Origin of the sequence: Jannaschia donghaensis (assembly GCF_001403795.1) — a bacterium.
In the GTDB taxonomy this organism is placed as follows: Bacteria; Pseudomonadota; Alphaproteobacteria; order Rhodobacterales; family Rhodobacteraceae; genus Jannaschia; species Jannaschia donghaensis.
Window position 1 is genome coordinate 1,228,942 of sequence record NZ_CXSU01000012.1, and the last position, 24,140, is coordinate 1,253,081.

General features: G+C 65.2%; 19 protein-coding genes. 8 read left to right on the plus strand and 11 right to left on the minus strand.

Features of this window, described 5'->3' with window-relative positions:
• Nucleotides 1–25: 25 nt before the first annotated feature.
• Both JDO7802_RS15335 and JDO7802_RS15340 read left to right on the plus strand, forming a co-directional pair.
• The gene (locus JDO7802_RS15335) at nucleotides 26–1,180 is read left to right on the plus strand and encodes a cytochrome P450 (protein WP_055086807.1); all 1,155 of its coding nucleotides are present in this window, start codon (nucleotides 26–28) and stop codon (nucleotides 1,178–1,180) included.
• Between the two features lie 185 nt (nucleotides 1,181–1,365).
• Nucleotides 1,366–1,752 (plus strand): hypothetical protein, encoded by a 387-nt coding sequence (locus tag JDO7802_RS15340; protein WP_055086808.1) that lies wholly within the window; start codon nucleotides 1,366–1,368, stop codon nucleotides 1,750–1,752.
• Between the two features lie 18 nt (nucleotides 1,753–1,770).
• Here the strand turns inward: JDO7802_RS15340 and uvrA are convergent, their stop codons facing one another.
• From uvrA to JDO7802_RS15365, 5 genes are all read right to left on the minus strand, one after another.
• A complete protein-coding gene (gene uvrA / locus JDO7802_RS15345) occupies nucleotides 1,771–4,629 on the minus strand; it encodes an excinuclease ABC subunit UvrA (protein ID WP_055086809.1) in 2,859 nt (952 codons plus the stop codon).
• A 107-nt stretch (nucleotides 4,630–4,736) separates the two neighbouring features.
• Nucleotides 4,737–5,888 carry an MFS transporter gene (locus JDO7802_RS15350; protein WP_055086810.1) on the minus strand — a complete coding sequence of 384 codons (1,152 nt, stop codon included), beginning with the start codon at nucleotides 5,886–5,888 and terminating at the stop codon, nucleotides 4,737–4,739.
• A 7-nt stretch (nucleotides 5,889–5,895) separates the two neighbouring features.
• Nucleotides 5,896–6,258, minus strand: coding sequence for a DUF1304 domain-containing protein (locus tag JDO7802_RS15355; RefSeq protein ID WP_055086811.1), 363 nt, complete (start codon nucleotides 6,256–6,258; stop codon nucleotides 5,896–5,898).
• An 83-nt stretch (nucleotides 6,259–6,341) separates the two neighbouring features.
• Complete coding sequence (gene lpdA, locus JDO7802_RS15360) at nucleotides 6,342–7,736, minus strand: dihydrolipoyl dehydrogenase (RefSeq protein WP_055086812.1); 1,395 nt, start codon at nucleotides 7,734–7,736, stop codon at nucleotides 6,342–6,344.
• A 118-nt stretch (nucleotides 7,737–7,854) separates the two neighbouring features.
• Nucleotides 7,855–8,445 (minus strand): NAD(P)H-dependent oxidoreductase, encoded by a 591-nt coding sequence (locus JDO7802_RS15365; protein WP_055086813.1) that lies wholly within the window; start codon nucleotides 8,443–8,445, stop codon nucleotides 7,855–7,857.
• 97 nt (nucleotides 8,446–8,542) lie between these two features.
• On the opposite strand from JDO7802_RS15365, the gene JDO7802_RS15370 reads away from it, so the two are divergent.
• A complete protein-coding gene (locus tag JDO7802_RS15370; RefSeq protein WP_055087283.1) occupies nucleotides 8,543–9,154 on the plus strand; it encodes a TetR/AcrR family transcriptional regulator in 612 nt (203 codons plus the stop codon).
• Here the strand turns inward: JDO7802_RS15370 and JDO7802_RS15375 are convergent.
• From JDO7802_RS15375 to JDO7802_RS15390, 4 genes are all read right to left on the minus strand, one after another.
• Nucleotides 9,115–9,690 carry a DUF924 family protein gene (locus tag JDO7802_RS15375; RefSeq protein WP_055086814.1) on the minus strand — a complete coding sequence of 192 codons (576 nt, stop codon included), beginning with the start codon at nucleotides 9,688–9,690 and terminating at the stop codon, nucleotides 9,115–9,117. The two genes, JDO7802_RS15370 and JDO7802_RS15375, sit on opposite strands and share 40 nt — an antisense overlap.
• Nucleotides 9,687–10,958 (minus strand): MFS transporter, encoded by a 1,272-nt coding sequence (locus JDO7802_RS15380; protein WP_055086815.1) that lies wholly within the window; start codon nucleotides 10,956–10,958, stop codon nucleotides 9,687–9,689. Before JDO7802_RS15380 ends, JDO7802_RS15375 begins: the two co-directional genes overlap by 4 nt.
• 97 nt (nucleotides 10,959–11,055) lie before the next feature.
• Complete coding sequence (gene queA, locus JDO7802_RS15385; RefSeq protein ID WP_055086816.1) at nucleotides 11,056–12,108, minus strand: tRNA preQ1(34) S-adenosylmethionine ribosyltransferase-isomerase QueA; 1,053 nt, start codon at nucleotides 12,106–12,108, stop codon at nucleotides 11,056–11,058.
• Between the two features lie 28 nt (nucleotides 12,109–12,136).
• On the minus strand, nucleotides 12,137–15,409 hold the full coding sequence (locus JDO7802_RS15390; protein ID WP_055086817.1) for an AsmA-like C-terminal region-containing protein: 3,273 nt from the start codon (nucleotides 15,407–15,409) through the stop codon (nucleotides 12,137–12,139).
• 103 nt (nucleotides 15,410–15,512) lie between these two features.
• Between JDO7802_RS15390 and bcp the strand changes: the two genes are divergently transcribed.
• The 5 genes from bcp to JDO7802_RS15415 all read left to right on the plus strand — a co-directional run bounded on the left by bcp (nucleotide 15,513) and on the right by JDO7802_RS15415 (nucleotide 20,190).
• A complete protein-coding gene (gene bcp, locus JDO7802_RS15395) occupies nucleotides 15,513–15,980 on the plus strand; it encodes a thioredoxin-dependent thiol peroxidase (protein ID WP_055086818.1) in 468 nt (155 codons plus the stop codon).
• Nucleotides 15,981–15,997: 17 nt separating this feature from the next.
• Complete coding sequence (locus JDO7802_RS15400; protein ID WP_055087284.1) at nucleotides 15,998–16,789, plus strand: ferritin-like domain-containing protein; 792 nt, start codon at nucleotides 15,998–16,000, stop codon at nucleotides 16,787–16,789.
• Between the two features lie 189 nt (nucleotides 16,790–16,978).
• The gene (locus JDO7802_RS15405; protein WP_055086819.1) at nucleotides 16,979–18,307 is read left to right on the plus strand and encodes a M23 family metallopeptidase; all 1,329 of its coding nucleotides are present in this window, start codon (nucleotides 16,979–16,981) and stop codon (nucleotides 18,305–18,307) included.
• Complete coding sequence (locus tag JDO7802_RS15410; RefSeq protein ID WP_055086820.1) at nucleotides 18,297–18,818, plus strand: bactofilin family protein; 522 nt, start codon at nucleotides 18,297–18,299, stop codon at nucleotides 18,816–18,818. The genes JDO7802_RS15405 and JDO7802_RS15410 overlap by 11 nt, the downstream gene beginning before the upstream one ends.
• Before the next feature lie 109 nt (nucleotides 18,819–18,927).
• Entirely contained in the window at nucleotides 18,928–20,190 is a 1,263-nt protein-coding gene (locus JDO7802_RS15415) for a nucleotide disphospho-sugar-binding domain-containing protein (RefSeq protein WP_055086821.1), read from the plus strand.
• Here the strand turns inward: JDO7802_RS15415 and prfB are convergent.
• Nucleotides 20,187–21,311, minus strand: coding sequence for a peptide chain release factor 2 (prfB, locus tag JDO7802_RS15420; protein WP_055086822.1), 1,125 nt, complete (start codon nucleotides 21,309–21,311; stop codon nucleotides 20,187–20,189). The genes JDO7802_RS15415 and prfB overlap by 4 nt on opposite strands.
• Nucleotides 21,312–21,407: 96 nt before the next feature.
• Nucleotides 21,408–23,936, minus strand: a complete 2,529-nt coding sequence (locus JDO7802_RS15425) for a penicillin-binding protein 1A (protein ID WP_055087285.1) — start codon at nucleotides 23,934–23,936, stop codon at nucleotides 21,408–21,410.
• Between the last annotated feature and the right edge of the window lie 204 nt (nucleotides 23,937–24,140).

The window sequence follows — 24,140 nt, forward strand, 5'->3', positions numbered from 1 at the left end:
ACCCGGCGCGCGCCACCGATGCGCCATGCACCGCTTTGCCCAATCGCCGACAGATCCGGCCTTCGTTCAAGACCCTTATCCGTTCTATGACCGGCTGCGCGATGCGGGGCCGCTTGCATTCTGGGCGGACTACGACATGCCGGTCGCCGCGTCCCATGCTGCGGTCTCGGCGCTGCTGCGGGATCGGCGGTTCGGGCGCGAAGATCCGTTTCCGCCCGACCGGCCCGCCCATCAGGCCGGGTTCTGGGCCATCGAAGATCATTCGATGCTGGAACTGGAGCCGCCGCGCCACACCGCCCTGCGCGGCCAGGTCCTGCGCGCATTCACATCGCGGCGGGTCGCGGCGCTGGCCCCCGAGATCGAGACTCTGTCCCATGACCTGATCGACGCCTTTCCGTCCGGCGAATTCGATCTGCTGGATGCCTTTGCGCGCCCCCTTCCGGTCCGCGTCATCGCCCGCCTGCTGGGCGTGCCCGAGGACGACGCCCCCCTGCTGCTGACGTGGTCCAACGCGATGGTGGGTATGTATCAGGCCCGTCGCACCCATGCGGACGAGGTAATGGCGGCGCGCGCCGCATCGGACTTCGCCGCCTACCTGCGCGACATCTTCCGCCGTCCGCGACCAGACAGCCTGATCGCGCAGCTTCTGGACGTGATGGGTGACGGCGGATTGTCCATCGAGGAGGTCACCGCGACGTGCATCCTTCTGCTGAACGCGGGGCACGAGGCGACAGTCCATACCTTGGGCAACGGCGTGGCCGGGTTGATCCAGGCAGGGCTTTGGCGCGACGACATCACGCCCGACACGGTGGAGGAGGTGCTGCGTCACGATCCGCCGCTGCACGTGTTTACCCGCTACGCCATGCAAGACGTCACGATCTTCGACCACACGTTCCGTCGCGGCGAACAGGTCGGCCTGCTTCTGGGGGCGGCCAACCGCGACCCACTGGCCTTTCCCGACCCGGCGCGGTTCGATCCCGGCCGTTTCCCGGATGCTCCGATGCCCACCAGTTTCGGCGCGGGTCTGCACTTCTGCCTTGGTGCGCTGCTGGCGCGGCTGGAACTGCTGCACGGGTTGCGCGCACTTTCGACCCGCCGCCCGGATCTGAGGGTGAGCGCCGCGCCGCAGTACGCCGACATCTATCACTTCCACGGGCTGGCAGCGCTGATGGTCGAATGACCGGAGGCTCGGGCCGTCTGTCACGCGGCGCAAGAGCTGGGAACCGATGCCTACAAACGACTTGCAGAACTCACGCCTTATCGCTCGCCATCCTTGCGCGAGCGGCGACTTCACGCGCATTGCAAGATATCCCGATGAACCCGCGCCCGCCCCGCGCGTTGACATGCCATCAAAGGAGAACGACCATGAAATCCGCATCCGCACTGACGGTCGCCGTGGCGTTAATCTTGGCCGCGCCCGCCTTCGCCGAGGACAATGGCAACAACGGCAACGGCAATTCCCGCGCCGAACGGGTCGCCAACCCGTCGAACGGCGGTTGCCCACCCGGCCTCGCCAAGAAGGACCCGCCCTGCGTGCCTCCCGGTCAGGCCCGGCAGCGCGACCGGTTCGACGGTTACGACTACCGCATCGGCGACCGGCTGGACCGCGACTACGTCATCGTGGATCGGCGCGGCTACGACCTGCCGCCGCTGGAGGACGGAGAAGCCTATGTGCGTGTCGGCGACCGCATTCTGCGACTGGACCGGGCAGAACGGCTGATCCTCGACATCGTCGCGACCGTCCTGAACTGATGCCGGACAGGTGGCGGCCTATTCCGCCGCCACCTTGCGCGCCGCCAAAAGTGACTTGAGGTAGTGGCCCGTATGGCTGCCCTCGATCTGAGCGATTTGTTCGGGCGTGCCGACCCCGACCAGTGTGCCCCCGCCGTCGCCGCCTTCGGGACCGATGTCGATGACATGGTCGGCCGTTTTCACGACATCGAGGTTGTGTTCGATCACGATGACCGAATTTCCCTGATCCACCAATTCGTGCAGCACTTCGAGCAGCTTGCGCACATCCTCGAAATGCAGACCCGTCGTCGGTTCGTCCAGGATATAGAGGGTACGCCCGGTGCTGCGCTTCGACAGCTCCTTCGACAATTTTACCCGCTGCGCCTCCCCCCCGGACAGCGTCGTCGCCTGTTGGCCAACCTTGATATAGCCCAAGCCGACACGCATCAGCGCATCCATCTTTTCACGGATGGACGGAACCGCCTTGAAGAAGGTCTGCGCATCCTCGACCGTCATGTCGAGGACGTCGGCGATGGACTTGCCCTTGAACTGAATTTCCAGCGTTTCGCGGTTGTAGCGCTTGCCCTTGCAGGTCTCGCATTCGACATAGACGTCCGGCAGGAAGTGCATCTCGATCTTGATGACGCCGTCGCCCTGACACGCCTCGCACCGCCCGCCCTTGACGTTGAAGCTGAACCGGCCGGGCTTGTAGCCGCGCGTCTTCGACTCCGGCAGGCCGGCGAACCAGTCGCGGATCGGGGTGAAGGCCCCCACATACGTCGCCGGGTTCGACCGGGGCGTGCGCCCGATGGGTCGCTGGTCGATGTCGATGACCTTGTCCAGATGCTCCAACCCCTTGACCGTCTCGCAGGGCGCGGGCGTCTGGCGCGCGCCGTTGAGCTTCATGGAGGCGGTCTTGAACAAAGTCTCGATCGTCAGAGTCGATTTGCCGCCGCCCGACACGCCGGTCACGGCCACGAACTTGCCCAGCGGATAATCGACGGTCAGGCCCTTGAGGTTGTTGCCCGTCGCCTTGACCACCGTGACCTTCTTCTTGTTGCCCTTGCGCCGTTTGGCGGGCACGCCGATTTCCCTGCGCCCGGCCAGATAATCGCCGGTGATGGATTTCGGGTTCTCGATCAGATCGGCGGGCGTGCCGTGGCCGACGACGGTGCCGCCGTGAATACCGGCGCCCGGACCGATGTCATAGACATAATCGGCCTCCCGGATCGCCTCCTCGTCGTGTTCGACGACGATGACGGTGTTGCCCTGATCGCGCAGGTTCTTGAGCGTCGTCAGCAGGCGATCATTGTCGCGCTGATGCAGGCCGATGCTGGGTTCGTCCAAAACATACAGCACACCGGTTAGGCCCGACCCGATCTGACTGGCCAGCCTGATCCGCTGGCTCTCGCCGCCCGACAGCGTGCCCGCGTTGCGGCTCAGCGTCAGGTATTGCAGGCCGACATTGTTGAGGAACCCAAGACGTTCGCGGATTTCCTTGAGGATGGCGCGCGCGATTTCGTTGTTCTGCTTGGACAGCGCCTTTGGCACCTCGTCGCACCACGCCAACGCTTCGGCGATAGACATTTCAACGATTTGCCCGACGTGCTTCATGTCGATCTTGACGGCCAGCGCTTCGGGCCGCAGCCGGTATCCGCCGCACGCCCCGCAGGAACGGTTGTTCTGATAGCGCTCGAATTCCTCCCGGACCCAACTGGAATCGGTTTCGCGGTAGCGACGCTCCATGTTGGGGACCACGCCCTCGAACACGCGCGACACTTCGTAGATGCGCCCGCCTTCGTCATAGCGAAACTTGATTTTCTCGCTCCCCGATCCGCGCAGGAAAACGGCCTGGATATTCTCGGGCAGATCCTTCCACGCGGCCTTTTGGTCGAAGTCGTAGTGTTTGGCGATCGATTGGATCGTCTGCAAAAAATACGGGCTCTTACCCTTGTTCCAGGGCGCGATGGCCCCCTTGGATAGGGGCAGTGTCACGTCCGGGACGATCAATCGATCATCAAAGAACAACTCGTGCCCCAAACCGTCGCACTTGGGGCAGGCTCCAAAGGGCGCGTTGAACGAGAACAAACGCGGCTCGATCTCGGGAATGGTGAAGCCCGACACCGGACAGGCAAATTTCTCGGAAAACGTCAGCCGCTCCGGGTCGCCTTCCTTCGGCGCGGTTTCCAGGATCGCGATGCCGTCGGCCAGGTCCAGTGCGGTGCGGAACGAATCCGCCAACCGCTGCTCCAGCCCGTCCTTGACGATGATCCGGTCGACGACCACGTCGATGTCGTGGCGGAATTTCTTGTCCAACTCGGGCGGGGTGTCCAGGTCGTGAAATTCCCCATCGACCTTGACCCGCTGGAAGCCCTGCTTGCGCAGCTCCAGCATTTCCTTGCGGTATTCGCCCTTCCGGTCGCGCACGATGGGGGCCAGCAGATAGCCGCGCGTCCCCTCCTCCATCGCCATGACGCGGTCGACCATGTCCTGCACCTGCTGCGCGGTGATCGGCTCTCCGGTCGCAGGCGAATAAGGCGTGCCCGCGCGCGCGAAAAGCAGGCGCATGTAGTCATAGATTTCCGTGACGGTGCCGACGGTGGAGCGGGGGTTCTTGGACGTCGTCTTCTGTTCGATCGAAATCGCGGGCGACAGGCCCGAGATGTGATCGACGTCGGGTTTTTGCATCATGTCGAGAAACTGGCGGGCATAGGCCGACAGCGACTCGACATATCGGCGCTGTCCTTCCGCATAAATCGTGTCGAAGGCCAGCGACGACTTGCCCGACCCCGAAAGCCCGGTGATGACGACCAGTTGATCGCGGGGAATATCGACGTCGATGCCCTTGAGATTATGCTCCCGCGCGCCGCGGACTTCGATGTACTTCTGATCGGCCATACCGCCCCCGGACGTCGTTCGTGTTGATGCAATGCCACGACATAGGCAGACGTGGTGGCGTTACAATCGTTCCGGTGGATTTACCGCAACGATTCCTTAAGGAACATTCAGCGAACGTTTAACACGCCCGCCCCCGCGCTGCCAGAGGCGCGCGCCCCGGCCCAACTCACCAGGATCAGGCCAAGCAGCGCCACCCCGACCGTCAGCCAGATCAGCGCGGTCAGTCCGCCGGCTGCGAAGGTCACAGCGAACAGGGGCGTGCCGGTGACGGTGCCCAGGTTGCCCAGCTGTGCGATCGCCCCCGTCGCGCGGGCCCGGTCACCGGGTGCGGCGTTCCAGGCCGGGATCGACGCGAAACTGGCCCCCGGGATCAGGCCCATGAAGACGAAACACGCCTCCACCGCGAAAGGCAGGCCCAAAGCCAGACCGAGCGCGCCCAGCGCCGTTCCAGCATAGCCCGCCGCCCCGACATGATGGGGCGCGAACCGCCGGCAGAGCGCGCCGCCGGCCAGGGTCGACACCAAGGTCACCAGCGGCAGGATCGTCGCAAGCGCGGGCCGGCCGAGGGCGTCGGGCAGAAAGGCGATCGCCGCGATGAACAGGAACGTGTAGCAGACGAAGCCCAGGCCGGGGGCCATGTAGCGGATCGAGCCATAGATCTCCCGGTGTACCGTCACAGGGTTGAGAGAGATCGGGGCCCGCGACAGCCGGGGGACGATGCGCCACATCACCGCCGCCAGGACCAGCATAAGCGCCCCGTGCAACGCGAACAGCAGCGGCAGCCCCCCGGCTGCCAGCAGGCCCGGAAAAATCTGCGCCGACAGCGCCAGCGACGCGCCGAAGAACACCGCCCAAAGGCCCATCACCAAAGGTCGGTCCGCATCGGACGACGCGCCCGCCATCAGCGGCGGGCCCGCGACGACCAACGCCAGATGCGCCACCCCCTCGACCGCGCGCGACGCGGAAAACAGCCATATCGGCGGCAGCGTTGCCTGAACCAGCGACATGGCGCCGCCCAACACCAGACCCGCCAGAAACGTCCGTCCTATGCCATGGCCAGCCGCGATGCCCCCCGCCATCGGCCCCAACATCAAGCCCATGATCCCGACCAGAGACACCAGAAACGCGACCGCCGTGACCGGCCGGTCGAAGGCTTGCGCGACTTGGGGCAGGGTCAGGGTGATCTTGCCGAACTGCGCCGCGGCCAGAAGGCCACCGCAGAAGATCAGTGCGACAAGGGTCCAGCGCGTGCGGTCCATCGACGCGTCAGGCCAGCCAAAGCGTCAAGAGCGCCGCAAGCGCGGGCACCGTTTGGATCCAAAAGATGCGCCGCGTCACAGTCCGGGCCCCGTAAGTCCCCGCGATCGCCACGCACAGCAGGAAGAACGCCGCCACGTTCCGCGACCAATCGGCGTCCCCGATCAACAGCGACCATATCAGGCCCGCAGCCAGGAATCCGTTGTAGAGGCCCTGATTGGCAGCCATCGCCGTCGTCGGGGCGAAAAGATCGCGGGGGAGCGTATCGAAGACCTTCGGCCCGCGGCTTTCCCAGGCGAACATCTCGAACCAGCAAATATAGAGGTGAAGCAGGGCGATCAGCCCGATCAGCACGTCGGCAAGAAGGTTCATGGGGGTCTCCGATACGGAAAAAGGGGCAACCCTACGGTGCCCCCTTCTTCATGTCCGAATTCGCCGCGCCCCGAAAGTCGCGATCAGAAGTGAATGGCCCGGCCGTCGGAATCGAGAACCGACTCGTGCATCATCTCCGACAGGGTCGGATGTGGGAAGACGGTGTGGGCCAGGTCCTCCTCGGTGGTCTCCAACTGGCGACCGATGACATAGCCTTGGATCAGTTCCGTGACCTCGGCCCCGATCATGTGGGCGCCCAGCAACTCCCCGGTCTTCTTGTCGAAGATGGTCTTCACCATGCCCTCGGGTTCGCCCAGTGCGATGGCCTTGCCGTTGCCGACGAAGGGGAAACGTCCAACCTTGATGTCGTGTCCCGCCTCCTTGGCCTTCGCCTCGGTCAGGCCGACGCTGGCGACCTGCGGATGACAGTAGGTGCAACCGGCGATGCTCTCGGGCTTGACTGGATGAACGTCGTTCTTGCCCGCGATCAGTTCGGCGACCATCACACCCTCGTGGCTGGCCTTGTGCGCCAGCCAGGGTGCGCCCGCGATGTCCCCGATGGCATACAGCCCCTCGACCCCGGTGCGGCAGTATTCGTCCGTGATGACGTGGGTTCGGTCGATCTTGACGCCCAAATCCTCCAACCCCAGCCCTTCGGTATTGCCGACGATGCCGACAGCCGAGATGACGGTGTCGAATTCGTGCTGCTCGGCCTTGCCGCCAGACTCGATGGTGGCGACGACCTTGTCCTTCTTGCGGTCCAGCGATTTGACGATGGCCTTTTGCAGAATCTTCATCCCCTGCTTCTCGAACGCCTTTTTGGCGAAGGCAGAGATTTCCTCGTCTTCGACAGGCAGGACGCGATCCATCACCTCGACCACCGTCGTGTCCGATCCGAGCGTGTTGTAGAAACTGGCGAATTCGATGCCGATGGCACCGGATCCAATGACCAGCAGCTTTTTCGGCATATGCGGCGGCACCAGCGCGTGCTTGTAGTTCCAGACGCGCTCCCCGTCCGCTTCCAGACCCGGCAAGTTGCGCGCGCGGGCCCCGGTGGCCAGGACGATGTTCTTGGCCGTCAACTCCTCGGTGCCCTTGTCCGTCTGGACCGAAACCTTGCCCTTGGCCGTGATCTTGGCCTCGCCCATCATGGTCGTCACCTTGTTCTTCTTGAACAGGTGCCCGATGCCGCCCGACAGTTGCTTGGCCACGCCGCGCGACCGCTTGACCACAGCATCCAGATCGTAATCGACCCCGTCGCATTTCAGCCCGAACTCCTTGGCGCGGTGCATCAGGTGGAACACCTCGGACGAGCGCAGCATGGCTTTGGTCGGGATGCAGCCCCAGTTGAGGCAGATGCCGCCCAGATGTTCGCGTTCGACACAGACGACCTTCATGCCAAGCTGCGCCGCGCGGATTGCGGCGACATATCCGCCGGGGCCGGCACCGATCACGATCAGGTCGAAGTTCTGGGCCATGGGGCGTCACCTTTCGAAGGGATGGGGCATTGTTCAACGTTGAATTAATTCATCTAACGCTGCCTGAAAAGCGACGGACCCGCAATGCCGCCCTGCACCTGATGCAAGTCCCCGGGTGCTAGGCCCCCGCCGTCCCAAGGCGCGCGATCCGCTTCATCCAGCGATCGACCGCCCCCGGCTTGGGCGCGCTTGCGCCTGAAAACAGGGTGAACCGCGTCGGCTTGATGCCCGCGAACCCCAGGATCTGACCACGCGTCTGACGCAGCACGGCATTTCCATACACCAGCCGCAGGAACCATATCGGCGTGTCGGAGGTGACGATCACCCGCGCCGTTCGACCGCCCAGCATCGGCGTCGGCATCCCCATCTTCGTGACACGCGTATCGAAGGCGCGGCCCGGCAGGAACGCCCGGTCGAAGACCCCTTTCAATCGCGCGGGCATCGCCCCCCACCAAAGCGGAAACGCCAGAACCAGATGCTCCGACCATTCGATCTGCGCCAATACGTGTTCCAGATCGGGTTCGAGCGGCTTCCAGTTCTCATAATTTCCGGCCCCGAAATCGGGATCGAACGTCAGATCATGCAGGTGGGCGATGCGAACCTCGTGCCCTGCCGCCCGCGCGCGGTCGGCGTAGGTCTGCAACAGGCCGCGCGACAACGACTGCGCGGCGGGATGGCCATCGAGGATGAAGATACGTTTGGGTGTCATGGTGCCCTCCTATAAGTGACCACGGTCATAATCAGGATAAAATGACCACGGTCAATACAAAATTTGACCATGGTCACATCTTGTGCGAATGAACATCATGGGTCGTATTGTGCAGAAACGGACGTTGGAAACGCGGGCCCGGCTGGTAGCCGAGGCCGAAAAGCTGATCGATCGGAATGGGTTCGAGGCGCTGCGCGTCGAAGACGTCGTGCGCGCCGCCGGTGTCGCCAAGGGCACATTCTTCGCGCATTTCCGCGACAAGGATGCGCTGATGGACCGCCTGATCGGCGCGCGCCTGGACACCATCCTTGACGCTATGGATCTGGAAACCGGTATTCGGGACATACGTGACCTGGTCGCCCGAATGGGTCCGATGCTGACGTTCATGACCTGCGAACGCTATGTCTTCGACGTCATCCTGCGGTATTCAGGGGCCGCCGCGCAGGAAGACATCGGCCCCATCGCAACGACGTTCGCCCGTCAGATCGACGTCTTCGCCAGCTGGATCGAACACGGCCCCTTCCGGCGCGACGTGCCCGTGGCCATCCTTGCCGAAGGGGTTCAGGCCTTTGCGGTTCAGGTCATGGCGCTGCGGTTCTGCGCCCTGCACGCGGCCCAAGGCCTGCACGCACCGCTGGAGACTTATCTGGCCGCGTGGCTTCTGCCACCTCAGCCTTCGGCCCGCAGCTCTCGCAACACCGCGCCGTAGGCCCCGCCGTCCAGAAACGCCTGCTCGGCGGATGTCGACGTCCGCCCCAGCACCGCATTGCGGAACGGGAATCGCCCGAACGTACGGATGATGTGCCGGTGGGCGCGCGCGTGAAGCAGCGTCTCGGGCGCATCCATACGCATCAGGATCAGGCGGACGGCCCGGTCCTGATCCTGCATCGTTTCGGAATGCTCCAGCGGCAGATAGAAAAACTGCCGCACCGGATCGTCGATCGCCAAGTCGAAGCCACGCACGAGGGCCGCCTTGGTGGCCGCCCGCGCCAGACCGTCGGTCGAAAACGCGCGCGCCTGGCCCCGCATCATATTGCGCGACATCTGATCGGTCAGGATCAGCAGCGCCAGCGTGCCCCGCGCCGTTGCCCCCCACGTGCGGTAGAGGTCGTGCGCCACCTGCCAAGTGTCGAAGAAGCCGTCGCGGATCCGGTCGTCCAGTGCGTCGTCCTGTCGATACCAATCGTCGGGCGAAAGCTCTTCGGTCCAGAACCCGATGACATCCTGTGGGGTACGTGTGGTCATGCCGCGTCCTCCCTGCGCTCCGCGTCGGCCGCATCCTCCCAGCTTTCGATCATGGAATCCATCGTGACGGCGGTCGTCGTCATCGGCGACATCGCGGTGTAGCTGCCCTGATAGTCGTCGTCCCCCTGCGGCGCGGCGCGGCGTGTCATTCGCCAGCCGGCGTAGCCCGCAAGCGCCGTCATCAACACGCCCAGGAATACAAAGAATCCCGCCGGACCGATCACGCTCATCAGCCAGCCGGTCACCAGCGGGCCACCGACGGCCCCCACCCCGTTGACGAACAACAAACGGGCCGAAGCGGCGGCCATGTCTTCGCTTTCAAGATAGTCGTTCGTATAGGCCAGCAGGATCGCATAGAGCGGGTTCGCCATGCCCCCGATGATCGCGGCCGACAGGTAAAGCCCCGAAATCCCGCCAAGCCCCGCGGCGCCCAGCACGCAGGCAAACGCCGCGACCACCGCCCCGATCAGGACCATCATCCGACGGTCGTACCGATCCGATGCCCAGCCGATCGGATATTGCAGGACCAATCCGCCCAGATAGATGGCCGACACGAACAGCGCGATCTGCCCCGTCGTCAGCTTGGCGGCCGCGCCGAACACCCCCGCCATGCCGAACAGCGCCGAGAATACCGCGCCCAACAGAAAGACACCCACGAAGCCCAGAGGCGATGTGCGGTAGAGTTTGGCGAAGGACATGGGCTTCGCGCTCTCGAACGGGGGGACGGGCGTGACCGACAGAAGGATCGGCGCGAAAGCCAGCGACACCAGGACCGACACGATGATGAACAGCGTGAAATCCGCCGCGTCGCCCCAGGCGAAAAGGGCCTGCGCCGCCACGATGCCGATCATCTGCGCAATGATGTAAAGCGACAGCGCCCGGCCCCGCGTCTCGTTCGTGGTGGTGTTGTTGAGCCAGCTTTCCGACACGATATACACGCCGCAAAAGCAGAACCCGAGCAAAAGCCGCAGAAGCGTCCAGGCCACTTCGTGGGTCAGCAGCGGATAGAGGATCAGCCCCGCCGAGGCGAGCGAGCCCAGGAAGGCGAAGACGCGGACGTGACCGACCTTGCGGATCAACCCCGGCACCAGTTGCGAGCCCAGCAGGAACCCCGCGAAGTAACTCGACATGATGATCGACATCGCGCCGGTCGAAAATCCTTCGATGTCGCCGCGCACACCCAACAGGGTGCCCTGCATTCCGTTGCCCAGCATCAGCAGCATGATCCCGACCAGAAGGGCCCAGGAATTACGGATCACGGGGAGCATGGCAGGGCCTTTCGGACCGGGTGTTTCGCAGTCGCGCCTACGCCCCGCGACCAAACGCGTCTAGGCCATTTGCGACATTCGACGCATTCGACGGAAATCAGCCGTCGGGCAGCAAAAGCGAGCCGTCGCCGTAACTGAAGAACCGATACCGTTCGGCGATTGCGTGGGCATAGATCGCCCGCATCCGGTCGCGGCCCATCAATGCGGACACCAACATCAGAAGCGTCGATTGTGGCAGGTGGAAATTGGTGATGAGCCCGTCCGCGACGCGGAATTCATAACCGGGATAGATGAAAATGTCGGTATCCCCGCGAAACGGCGCGATGGTGCCGGTGGCGGCGGCGCTTTCGATCAGGCGCAGGGCGGTGGTTCCGACGGGAATGACGCGTCCGCCGGCGGCTTTCGTCGCGGCAATGGCGGCGGCGGCGGCGGGCGTCACCTCGCCCCATTCGGAATGCATCCTGTGGGTCGTCACATCCTCTACCTTCACCGGCAGGAAGGTGCCCGCGCCGACATGCAGCGTGACTTCGGTAAAATCGACGCCCATGGCGCGCAATCGGTCCAGAAGCGGCGCATCGAAATGCAGGCTGGCCGTGGGGGCGGCGACCGCACCGGTGTGGCGCGCCCAAACGGTCTGATAATCGTCGCGGTCCTGCGCATCGGGCGCGCGCTTGGCCGCGATATACGGGGGCAATGGCATCTGGCCCGCCGCGTCCAGCAGGGCGTGAACGTCCTCCGCCTCGCAATCGAAGCGCAGGACCACATCGCCCTCCGCCCGGTCCAGGATCGTCGCGCGGTGACCGGCGTCCAGCTCGATCGCGTCGCCCGCGCGCAGTTTGCGCAGGGGCCGGGCCAGCGCCCGCCAGCTTCCGTCGGGTTGCGCGGTCGTCAGCGTGAACTCCACCTTGGCGCGCCCCGACCCATCGGTCGTCGCCCGCACGCGCGTCCCGTTCAGCCGTGCCGGGATCACCCTGGTGTCGTTCAGGACCAGACGATCACCGGGCCGCAGCCACTCCGGCAGGTCGGAAAACACGGCATCCGCGATCCCGTCGCCCCGCCCCACCAGCAGCCGCGATGCGGAACGAGGCGTGACGGGGCGCGTCGCGATCAGGTCTTCGGGCAGGTCGAAATCAAAATCGGAAAGTCTCATGCCCGCGCCTTATCAGGCCCCCCCATCGTCAGGAAGGTGGCGGCTTGCGGAAGATATCGCGGAAGATACCGGGCGTCAGGATCGACAGGGGATTCACACTGACCGACGGGTCGGCGGCGGCCCCGGTCAAACGATAGGTGAAGCCGAACAACCCTTCGTCGCGCCGCGAAAACAGCGCGCCGAACAACCCATTGACCAGATAAATGGGGGAAATCACGCCCTGCAGGTCCATCCGCTTGGTCCCCAGATCGAATGTCCCGTCGGCGGTGATCGACATCGACGGGCCGACCGCACTGGCACGGCGCACGACGATGTCGTCGGGGCGCAGGGTGAAATCGGATTCCACGGTCTGGAAGAACAATCCCTCACCCGTCAGCTGCTCCAGAATGCCGACGACGGACAGCGCCTGCAAAAGCGAGGCCAGCGCCGGGGCGTTGCGGACCCGCAGTTCCCCCATGCGCAACTGGCCCGAATATTGTCCCGTGGTTCCCGTCGGTCGCAACGTTAAGGAGATGGAGCCGCCGCGCGCATCCTGAAACAGACCCGCCGACCGCAGGACGCCGCCGCCATCCGATCCGCGGATCTGCACGGCCGATCCGCCACCCTGCTGGGCCAAGACCCCTTCGACCGACGCGCCGCCGTTGATGCGCCCGGTGAAGCGGCCCGACCCCCCGCGCAGGGTCGCCCGCAGGTCGGTCAGGGCGATACCTTCGGTGACCGTCAGACGCTCCAGCGCGATATCGAGCGGCGCACCGCCCTCGCCGCCACCGCCGCCCTTGCCGACCAGAAGGGCGCGGCGCAGATCGGCACGCCCCCCCCGGATGCCGATGGCCGGTGACACGTTCGCGCCCCGTCCTGTCAGGACCAGCGGCCCCCGGAACCATCCGGTGTCGACCCGGTCGAAACTGGCTTGATCCAGACCGCCGCCATTCGCACGCATCGTGATACGGCCCGACGCCGTCAGGCCCGGCGCATCCAGCGCGATGCGCGTGATCCGGGGCGTGGCGGCCAGCGTCGCGTCCACCTCGAACGTCGCGGCGCGGTCGCGGGCCTTGCGCCAGCTGATCACCGGCAGCGCGGCGCTCAGGCCCCGAAGATCGCTGCGGACGGTCAAGCGCGGCGGCGCACCCTGTGGCAGATCGACGGTCACATCGGCACGTGCGGAGCCCGACAGCTCCAGCGCGTCGAGTGTGATGCCAAGCCGCGCCAGACCTTCGGGCGACACCCGCGCCGTCCCGGTCACGCGGCCCGGCTCCGGCAGGGGCTGGGGCGCGCGCGGCGGCGCGTCCGGGTCGATCGCCTCGGTCGAGGGCGGGGGCAATGCCTGCGTCCATCGCCCGGAAAACGGTACCCCCTCCAGGGTCATGTCGCCTTCGACCTGCACGCGGCCCGGCACCACCGTCAGGGTCAGCGCATCGGCGCGCAAGGTGCGACCGGGAACGATGTCGCCGCTGGTCACATCCGAAAGCTGCGCCGTCACGTCATAGGAGATGTCGGCCGGCGCATTTCCCCGGCGCAACGGCAATCGCGCCGACACCTGCGCGACCGCCGTGCCCGAGACGAAATCGCGGGTCTTGCGCAACCGCTCCAGCAATCGGAACGGGCGATTATCCAGCATTTCCAGCATGTCACCCACGTCCCCGCGCGCCACCAGCGCAAGATCGCCGGTCGACGGCCGCTGTGTCGTATCGAGGATGCTGAACACCGTGCCCGAAACGTCGATGCCGCTCCCGTCACCCGTCGCCGGCACGCGGCCGCGATCGACGCGGACGGTCAGGCGGTCGTCCGCAAGCTGCGCAAAGCCCGTGGCATCGACCGCGGGCGGCATGAAACGCATGTAGCGGACCGACCCGCCCGTGAACCCGAAACTGGCCGCGACATCGGGCGGTTGGCCCGGTGCCACCCGCAAAAGCGCGGTGGCATCCCGTGCCATGCCGTCCAGCATGTTGTTGGTGAACCAATTGCGGGCCTGCACCTGCAACGTCGGTGGCCATAGCGCGACCAGATCCGCCACGCTCATCTGTGGAACGGCCAGGCGCAGCGCCCCGGCGACGCCAGCGGGATCGAAGGCCAGGCGGCCCGACAGACGCGCCGTCCCCGACGGCCCCGTCACCATGGCCTGCCCGATCCGCAGGCCAAGGGGGCGCTGCGTCACACGCGCCTCGAACACTCCCGCTTCGAATTCGACCCGGCGGTCCAGCATGCCTTCGGGGTCCAGAACCGTTTGGCCCAGGCGGAACTGGATCTGGATCGGTCCGGTCAGACCATCCTCCAGAAGCAATTGCCCATCGGCCGCTATGTCGACGTCGTCGGACGACGCCGAAACCTCCGACAGGCCGATCCGGCCCGACCCCGGCAGCCAGTCGAATGCCAGCACCGCGCGGTCCAGCGCCAATTCGGGCCGGTCGACCATCGCGCCGTCCCGCCCGACGACGCGGCCGCGCAGGGGGCCGGGCGTGCCGTCTTCGGCCAGCGTCATCCGGGCCGTCGCGGATACCTCGGCCGTGACCAGCGACAGGGCCGGCACGTTGGGCAGCATCTCCGACAGGCTTCCGACCGACAGGCCGGTCACGTCGATTTGCGCCTCGGCCCCCTGTTTACCGCCAGTGCCGCGGGCCAGGCTGACCGCGATGTCGACCGTGTCAGGCCCCAGCCGCAAGGTGGAGGTCAGGGCAAGCCGCACGGCCCCCGCGTCGCGACGCCAGGTGACCGTGCCATCCTGCGTCTGCTGTGCCAGGCCGGTGATTGCGTCGTCGAAGCGGATGGCGACGCCTTCGATCGTCACCTCGTCCAAGGCGGCGATCGCGGGCGTGGCCAGACCGGCGTCCAGCGTCTCCAACGCCTCGGCCCATGTGGCGGGCAAGGCTCCACCGCCCGACCCGAACGCCAGCGAAAGCTGCCCCTCCGCGTCCCGCGCGACGTTGAGAACCAGACCGTCGACGTCGACGGTGCGCGGCCGCAGCTTGCCCCGCAAAAGCGCCGCACCATCCAAGGCAACTTGCGACCGGGGCAGCGACAGGATCGTCGCGTCGCCGTCGGTCAGCTGCGCCTTCGACAGGGCCAGACGCAGGGCATGATCCTCCAGGTCGTAGAACAGCGCCACCTCCCCCAGGGACACGCGCATCGGGGCCAGGTCGCGGGCCAACCGGGTTTCGATGCGCGCGACCGTCCACTCCGGCACGGCGATCGGTCCTTCCGTCAGCCGCCATGCGGTCCCGCCGACAATACCCACAAGAACCAGCATCACCCACAGCAGCGCGCGCAGAACGCGGCGGGGACGTGGGGGCGGAATGTCGGACATGGGGTGCTGGATCCGGGTGCGAACTTCGGGAGCTTCACCTTGACCTGACCCCTCCCCGGTTCCAAGTCCCATGGCGTAACAACCCAGCGTCCCGGAGGACCCCATGACCGATCAGATCACCGCAGGCACCCCGGCCCCCGACTTCACCCTGCCCCGCGATGGCGGCGGAGAGATCACGTTGTCCGATCTGAAGGGTCAGCAAGTCGTGCTGTATTTCTATCCCAAGGACGACACGCCGGGCTGCACCAAGGAAGGCATCGCCTTTTCCGAGGCGATCGACGATTTCACCGCCGCAGGGGCCGTCGTCATAGGGATCAGCAAGGACACCGCCGCCAAGCACGACAAGTTCGTGGCCAAGCACGACCTGAAGGTTATCCTGGTGTCCGACGCCGACGGCACCACCTGCGAAGATTACGGAACCTGGGTCGAGAAGAGCATGTACGGCAAGACCTACATGGGCATCGAACGGGCAACATTCCTGATCGGCACCGACGGCCTTGTCCGCCAGGTCTGGCGCAAGGTGAAGGTGCCCGGTCATTCCGATGCGGTGCTGGAAGCTGTGCGCGCGTGACGACGACCCTTGCGCAGATGGCGGTGGAGGTTCTGACCACCGCCGACGGGCGCGCCAAGACCGCCCTGTCGCGCGAACATGCGGCGACATGGCGCGCGTCGCGCGACGACGGCCCCGCGATCCCCGTCGGAACCGCCAAGCCGCCGATGAAGCCCGCCCGGCCGGACCGCCCCGAACTTGCCCACCCGCGCGACGTGCCACGGCGCAAGCCCGGCACGCCCGAAGGCCGGATCGCCCTGCTCCATGCCGTCGCACATATCGAGTTGAACGCGGTGGACCTGCATTGGGACATCATCGCGCGGTTTTCGGACGTGCCCCTGCCGATGGGGTTCTTCGATGATTGGGTGTCCGCCGCCGAAGACGAATCGAAGCATTTCAACCTGATGGCCGATTGCCTTGAAGCGGCCGGCAGTCACTATGGCGCCTTGCCTGCCCACGCCGGGATGTGGCGCGCCGCCGAAGAAACGGCCGACGACCTGATGGCGCGGCTGGCGGTCGTGCCCATGGTGCTGGAAGCGCGGGGTCTGGACGTGACCCCCGGCATGATCGAGGTCTTTCGACGCGCCAAGGAGACCGCCGCCGTCGAAGCACTGGAAACCATCTATGCCGAGGAGGTGAGCCACGTCGCCTATGGCAGCAAGTGGTTCAATTTTCTGTGCGGCCGGACCGATCAGGACCCGAAGGTCGTCTTCCACGACCTTGTCCGAAAGCATTTCCACGGCGTCTTGAAGCCGCCCTTCAACGAAGAAAAGCGGGCGGACGCCGGTCTGCCGCCGGACTTCTACTGGCCGCTGACGGAAGATGTGTGATTCTTCTTGCAGTTGAACGGTGGCGGGAAATCGCCACCCCGTGCCCTGCACGAATGCTGCACGGTTGCCCGGCGGCAACAGTCCGACTAGACCCTTCGCAACGGTAAATCCTTCGTGAATGAAAGGGTTCCGGGGGGATACGTCGGACCGGCAGATCATGGTCCGCATTCACAGACGGGGGGATGGTTCGTGAAGCAACGGCTATCGGACAGACTGAACGCGCGACTGGAACGCCATCTGCCGGAGCAGCGGCTGTTCTTGAAATCCGAAGAAGGAACACGTTTCGTCCGATTGCGGCCGATGACCCAGGCCGGGGCCCTTCTGGGCGGCGCACTGGTGGTCGGCTGGACGGTCGTCGTCACGTCTTTCTTCCTGATTGGGGCAATCACCTCCGGATCCAACCGCGATCAAGCCGCCCGCGCGCAGGTCGCCTATGAAACGCGTTTGGCCGTCCTGTCGAGCGAGCGGGACGCCCGCACCGAGGAGGCGGAGCAGGCGCTCGAGCGATTCTATTCCGCACTCGACGAAGTTTCCAAGATGCAGGGCATCGTTCTCGCCTCCGAGCAGCGCGCGCGCGAACTCGAGACCGGCATCGAGGTGATCCAGCGCACGTTGCGCCGCGCGGTCGTCGAACGCAACGAAGCGCGCGCGCAGGCCGAGACACTGCTGGCCCGCGCCGAAAACGCCCCGCAGGCCGCCGCCCGTGCCGAGCGTCTGGCCGCCGACAGTGCCGCAACCGCCGAAGTTCTGACCGAAGCGCTGGATGCGACGGCGCTGGCCCGCGACGAGGCGATGGTTGTCGCCTCCTCCGCCGACGCAGAGATCGCCCGGATGGAAGCCATGGCCGAGGTGGTCGCCGACCGCAACGACCGCATCTTCCAACGTCTGGAGGACGCGTTGGAGACCTCGCTGTCCCCGCTGGAGCGCGTGTTTGCCCGCGCCGGAATTTCGTCCGACGCTCTGCTACGCTCGGTGCGCACCGGCTACAACGGTACGGGTGGCCCGCTGGAGCCTGTCGTCGTATCGACCCGCAGCGGCAACGAATTGCCCGATCAGGACACGCCGCGCGCGAACCGCATCCTCGACAAGTTGGAGGACGTGGACATGTACCGCCTTGCCGCCGAAAGCCTGCCGCTGGCCCATCCCGTGACCGCACCGCACCGCCGCACCTCCGGGTTCGGGCCGCGCTGGGGCCGGATGCATTCGGGCATGGATTTCGCCGCCGGTCGCGGCACGCCGATCCTGGCCACCGCCGAAGGCACGGTGACCCATGCCGGTTGGCAATCGGGATATGGCAAGCTGGTCAAGATCGAACATCCGCTGGGCTTCGAGACGCGGTATGCGCATCTTAGCTCCATATCCGTGCGCAAGGGCCAAAGGGTCTCGCGCGGGGAGAATATCGGTGGTATGGGAACCACCGGACGGTCGACCGGCGTGCACCTTCACTACGAAATCCGGCGCAATGGTCAGGCCCTGAACCCAGTCACCTTTATAAATGCAGGTCAGGATGTTTTCTAAATCGAAGCTGAACCAGCCCGGCGGCGACGCCGATAAGCCCAACGCTCCCAAGTCGGCCCCGTCGGCGGCGACCCCGCCCGCGAAGCCCGCTGGCCTGGAACTCGGTGCCGGAGCGGCTGCGATGAAGTCGAAGGTCGCACCATCCACCCTGTCTTCGGACCTGAATATCAAGGGTGATATCAAAACCTCCGGTGACATTCAGGTCGAGGGCGAGGTCGAGGGCAATATTCAGGCCCATCTGCTGACTGTCGGCGAAACCGCCGTCGTGCGGGGCGAAGTCATCGCCGACGACATCGTCGTCAACGGCCGCGTCATCGGTCGCGTTCGCGGCCTGAAGGTCCGCCTGACATCCACCGCGCGTGTCGAAGGTGACATCATTCACAAAACGATCGCCATCGAATCGGGGGCCCATTTCGAGGGTGCGGTTCAGCGTCAGGACGATCCGCTGGGCAGCGCCAGCAGCAAGCCCGTGCCGCACCAGAAACCGGCCGAGCCGCCCAAGGCCGGCTGAAACGCGCTCCGTGATTGACGGATCGGACCCCCCGCCCCCACATCGGGGCGGGGTTTCGCGCCTTCCAGGTCTGGGGGGGCGCATCGCGCAATCCCGGCGCGGAGCGGTGGTGCTTGCGACCGCGGGCTCCCTCGGCGATCTCTATCCCGTCTTGTCCACCGCGATATCACTGGAAGACCTCGGCTTGGAAACGCGGCTTCTACTGTCGCCTGACGACTGCGAAATCGCCCGGTCCTGGGGTCTGCTTGCCACCCCGATCGGCCCTACTCGCGCACAAATCTGCGCCGTTCTGGGTCAGACCGAAGACCAGATCGCTGAGTCGTTCTTTCGTAATCCGCTGCCGTTTCTGCGCCGCGTCGCGATTCCTGCGATGGCGGATGCCATGCCGGAAATCGAGCTTGCCTGCGTCGGTGCCTCCTGTGTCAGTGGCACGTTCCTTGCCTTTGGCGCGGCCTTTGCCGCCGAAAAGGCGGGGCTGCCTTATGTTCCGCTGCTGCTGCAACCGATGCTGACCTATTCCGTACTGTCCCCGGCGCGGGGTCCGGGGTTCGATCTGATGGTCCGCGCCCCGGCGAACGCCGTCACACGGCGTTACAACCGCACCATTCTGGGGGCGATGAAGGGTATCATGCGGCTGGGATTGCACGGCCCGCTCGACCGTGCGCGCGCGGATATGGGGCTGCCGCCGTTCCAGGGCACGTCTCTGGTGGACGCAGGCGGGGCTTACGTTCCGATGCGGCTGGGGCTCTGGTCGGATACCTTCGCGCTGGTCCCGAAAGACGCGCCGCCGGGCCTGCGCGCGGTTGGCTTTGCCCGCAGCCCTCTGGGAACCTTGCCCGATGACGTGCGCAGTTGGTTGGAGGCCGGGCCCCCACCGCTCGTCATTACGCTGGGCAGTGTGGCGCAGAATTTGGGCGGAACCGACTTCTACGACCGGGCCATCGCCATGGCGCGCGCACTGGGGCTGCGGTCCGTGGTGCTGCATGGCAAAGCACCGGCCCCGAATGCCGCGGACGATGTTCTGGCCCGGCCCGGCATCCCGCACGGGCCCCTGTTCGAACACGCTGCCGCCGTCCTGCACCACGGCGGCATGGGCACCAGCGCCGAAGCGTTGCGCGCCGGGTGCCCGCAGTTCGTCATGCCGATCGGTGGCGATCAGCCCGACAATGCCGCACGTCTGGTCGGGATGGGCGTCGCGGTCACCTTGCCGCCAAAGAAATTCACCGAGAAGCGCGCATTGCCCTTGATGCGGGCGCTGTTGGATCGTTTCGACTACGCTGCGGCGCGCGATCTGGCCGACTACATCACCGCCGAGGACGGTGCGCGGGCGGCGGCGGCGCAGCTGGCCAAGGTGGCGGCAGTCCGAGATTAGCCGTCGTTGGCGTCCGCCCGGCTTTTTCCGCTGGCGTCCGAGGCCAGGACGCTGGCCATTATCGCGTCGATGTTCCCGTCCAGGATGCCGCCAGTGTCGGACGATTCGAACCCGGTGCGCAGGTCTTTCACCATCTGATAGGGTTGCAGGACGTAGGACCTGATCTGATTGCCCCAGCCCGCATCGCCCTTGGATTCGTGAGCCGCGTTGATCTCGGCGTTCCGGCGATCCAGCTCCATCTGATAGAGCCGGGATTTCAGCGCCTTCATCGCGATGTCACGGTTCTGGTGCTGCGACTTCTCGGACGACGTCACCACGATGCCCGACGGCTCATGGGTGATGCGCACGGCGGAATCGGTGGTGTTCACGTGCTGACCGCCCGCGCCCGACGACCGATAGGTGTCGATGCGGATATCGGCGGGATTTACCTCGATCTCGATATTGTCGTCGACGACCGGATAGACCCAGACGCTGCTAAACGACGTGTGGCGGCGCGCGGCGGAATCGTAGGGGCTGATCCGAACCAGGCGATGCACGCCCGACTCCGACTTCAGCCAACCATAGGCGTTCTTGCCGCTGATCTTGTAGGAGGCGGATTTGATCCCGACTTCTTCGCCGGGACTGCGCGACTGCAACTCCACCGTATAACCGCGCTTTTCGGCCCAACGAACGTACATCCGCGCCAGCATGTTGGCCCAGTCGCAGGATTCCGTTCCACCCGCGCCGGAGTTGATTTCCAGGAATGTATCGTTGCCGTCAGCCTCCCCGTCCAGCAGGGCTTCAAGCTCCTTCTCGGCGGCGGTCTCGACCAGCTTCGCGATCCCGGCTTCGGCGTCGGCCACGATTTCCGCGTCGTCCTCGGTCTCGCCCATTTCGATCATCTCGACGTTGTCGGAGGTGTCGCGCTCCAACGCCTCGATCCCCTCGATCCCGTCCATCAGGGCCTGCCGGTCGCGCATCAGCTTCTGCGCGCGCTCAGGATCGTCCCACAGGGTCGGATCCTCGATCATCGCATTGAATTCTTCCAGCCGGTGCGGCGCGGTTTCCCAGTCGATCCGACGCTTGAGCAGCGCGACGGATTTGGCGATAGCATCGACGTTATTCTGAACTTCTGCGCGCATCGTCGCCTCCGGAAAAACCTGTTGCGCATGGGGTATCGCGCACGCGCGCGTACGGCAAGGCGATGCCCGCCCCGTCCCCGCATGCGGATCATGTGATCAGTAAAGACCGCCCGACGACAGTGACCCGAACGTGGCCCGGCCCGGAACCACGACCTTGCGCCCCGTCGACGTCTCCACTTCGGATGCCACCGGTGCGTCGGCCGCGTTGCCGTCGCCGCGTCCAAAAAGCGGGAGATCGCCGGCCATGGCAAAACCGCCGTCGATGACAACACCACCGCCGATGCCGATGAATGCGTCGTCGCCGTCGCGAAAATATTCGGCCACAACATTCTCGCCCGATGCGTTGTCGGGCAGGCGCGCGCCGGTGAAGCGGTCGATCTTGACGAAATAACCGCCCGGTGGAACCTCGAACGGGCCGGCCCCATATTCCTGGATCGCCTCACGCATGAATTCGTTAAAGACCGGTCCGCACATACCACCGCCCGACGCGCTGTTGCCCATGGACCGGGGGCGGTCGTATCCGATATAGCACCCCGCCACGATCGTGGACGAAAAGCCGACGAACCACACATCCTTGGCATCGTTCGTCGTGCCCGTCTTACCCGCGATCGGCACAGGCAGGTTGACCGACCTGGACGCCGTGCCACGGTCCACCACACCCTTCATCATCGATGTCAGCTGATAAGCGGTGATCGGGTCCATGACGCGTTCCCGGTTCGACACGATCCGCGGGCCGTATCCGGCCGACAGCGTGGCGAACTCATCGCAGTCGGTGCAGGTGCGCTGATCGTGCTTGAACACCGTGCGACCATACCGGTCCTGGATGCGGTCGACCAATGTCGGCTCGACCCGCTCGCCGCCGTTGGCGAACATCGCATAGGCCGATACCATCTTGTAAAGCGTGGTTTCCTGAGAGCCGAGGGAGTTGGCCAGCAACTCGTCCATCTCGTCATAGACACCGAAACGTTCGGCATAGCTGGCGACGACGTTCATGCCGACGTCCTGGGCCAGGCGCACGGTCATCAGGTTGCGCGACCGTTCGATCCCGGTCCGCAAGGGCGACGGCCCGTAGAAGCGGTTGGACGCGTTCTTGGGGCGCCAAATCTCGCCCCCCGACACGATCTCGATGGGCGCATCCACGACGATAGTATTGGGCTGATAGCCGGAATCGAGCGCGGCGGCATAGACGAAGGGCTTGAAGCTGGAGCCGGGCTGCCGGGTGGCCTGCGTCGCGCGGTTGAACACCGAATGCTGATAGCTGAAGCCGCCTTGCATCGCGATGACGCGCCCGGTGTTGACGTCCATCGCCATGAAGCCGCCCTGCACTTCGGGCACTTGGCGCAGGGACCAGCGGATCAACGTATTGTCGTCGTCTTCCGTCATGCGGCGCACGTGCACCACCTGACCAGGCTCGAAGTTGTCGAAGAAGTCGCCGCGCATCCACTGGATATCCTCGCGCGGCACGCTTACCCGGTCGTCGATGTCCTCCACGCCCAGGGTCAGCGACTGATCCGCGACTTCCATCACGACCGCCGGGAACCAGCGGTTGCCCAGATCGATGTCGCGTGCCACCGAGACGTTCGACAGGGCGGCCCGCCATGCGACGTCGTTATCCAGTGTGTCGACCGGAACGGTCTTGCCGGTGCCACGCCAGATGCCCTGGTTGCGGTCGAACTTCTCAAGGGCGCTCCGCAACGCACCTGCGGCCACGGCCTGCATACCTGCATCGACGGTCGCGCGGACGGTGAAGCCTTGGGTAAAGAACTCCTCCTCCCCGAAGTCGCGGGTCAGCTGACGGCGGATTTCGTCGGTAAAATAGTCCCGATCGGGCAGCGCGGCGCGGAACGGCTGATAGTGGCCCGATTGGACCGACAAAAGCGGCTTCGTCTGGGATTCCACCATTTCGGCGCGGGTAATGTATCCGTTCTCGAACATCTCCTTGAGGACGAAATTGCGCCGCTCGATCGCACGCTCGGCCTGTCGAACGGGGTGATAATCGGACGGGGCCTTGGGCAGGATGGCAAGATAGGCCGCCTCCTCCAACGTGAGGTCCGCCAGGGTCTTGTTGAAATAGGTCTGCGCCGCCGCGGCCACGCCATAGGAATTCTGCCCCAGGAAGATCTCGTTGAGGTAAAGTTCCAGGATGCCTTCCTTATCCAGCGTCTCCTCGATCCGGGAGGCGAGGATGATCTCCTTCACCTTCCGTTCCGCGGACCGATCGGAGGACAGAAGGAAGTTCTTCATCACCTGCTGTGTGATCGTCGACGCGCCGCGCAGACGTCCGCCGCGCGCCGCATCGACCGCAGCTGACACCATACCGACCGGATCATAGCCGGCATGCTGGTAGAAATTCTTGTCCTCGGCCGAAATGAACGCCTGTTTCACCAGATCGGGAATTTCTTCGGCCGGGGCGAACAGACGGCGTTCGCGGGCAAATTCGTCCATCAGACGACCTTCGCCGGAATAGATGCGGCTGATCGTCGGCGGGGTGTATTGCGACAATTGTTCGTGGTTGGGAAGATCACGTCCGTACATCCATAGCACGCCGCCGATGCTGATCGCGATGGCAATGATACCAAGCGTCAAAGCCGAAAAGATGCCCCCAGTCGCGGACAGGAGGAACATCCCAGTGCCCTGAAGCCCGCGACTGGCCGCCCCGCCCATCGCCTTCATCGTCGTCATGATGGTCATTCTCGACCCCTGCCTGCTGCGCCGCCCGTTCGGATCGAGCTGTCCAGATGTATTGAAATGCCACCCCTGGCACCCCTTCGTCTTACGCGCTTCGCCCCCTGCCGTCAAAGCGCGACCGGCAGGCCGCCGCCGATTTTC